2 tRNA genes and 1 rRNA gene are annotated in these 504 nt (G+C 50.0%); all 3 read right to left on the reverse strand.

Features of this window, described 5'->3' with window-relative positions:
- Positions 1–142 precede the first annotated feature (142 nt).
- Positions 143–218 (reverse strand) — tRNA-Ala (locus AC0TWI_RS04870).
- Positions 219–262: 44 nt separating this feature from the next.
- Positions 263–339, reverse strand: a tRNA-Ile gene (locus tag AC0TWI_RS04875).
- Between the two features lie 90 nt (positions 340–429).
- Positions 430–504: ribosomal RNA gene (locus AC0TWI_RS04880) — 16S ribosomal RNA — on the reverse strand; the annotation flags it as partial.

Consider the following 504-nt stretch of genomic DNA (forward strand, 5'->3'; position numbering starts at 1 on the left):
CCTTCATCGGCTCCTAGTGCCAAGGCATCCACCGTGCGCCCTTTCTAACTTAATCAAGGATTGCATATCTTACGGAAGAATTCCATAAGGTGGTGTTTCTCGGTTTGTTGCTTCTCATTGTATCTAGTTTTCAAAGAACGATTGGTGGAGCCTAGCGGGATCGAACCGCTGACCTCCTGCGTGCAAAGCAGGCGCTCTCCCAGCTGAGCTAAGGCCCCAATAAAAGAAGAAAATCCCCATTCCAAATAGCCTAAATGTGGGATGGTGGGCCTGAGTGGACTCGAACCACCGACCTCACGCTTATCAGGCGTGTGCTCTAACCAGCTGAGCTACAGGCCCACATTTTGTATAAGCGAAGGTTGACCCTTCAAAACTGAACGAAACAAAACGTCTTGTGATGACCGGATTCGCACCGGTCATTTTCCTTAGAAAGGAGGTGATCCAGCCGCACCTTCCGATACGGCTACCTTGTTACGACTTCACCCCAATCATCTGTCCCACCTT

This window comes from Lederbergia sp. B243.17 (assembly GCF_057657925.1).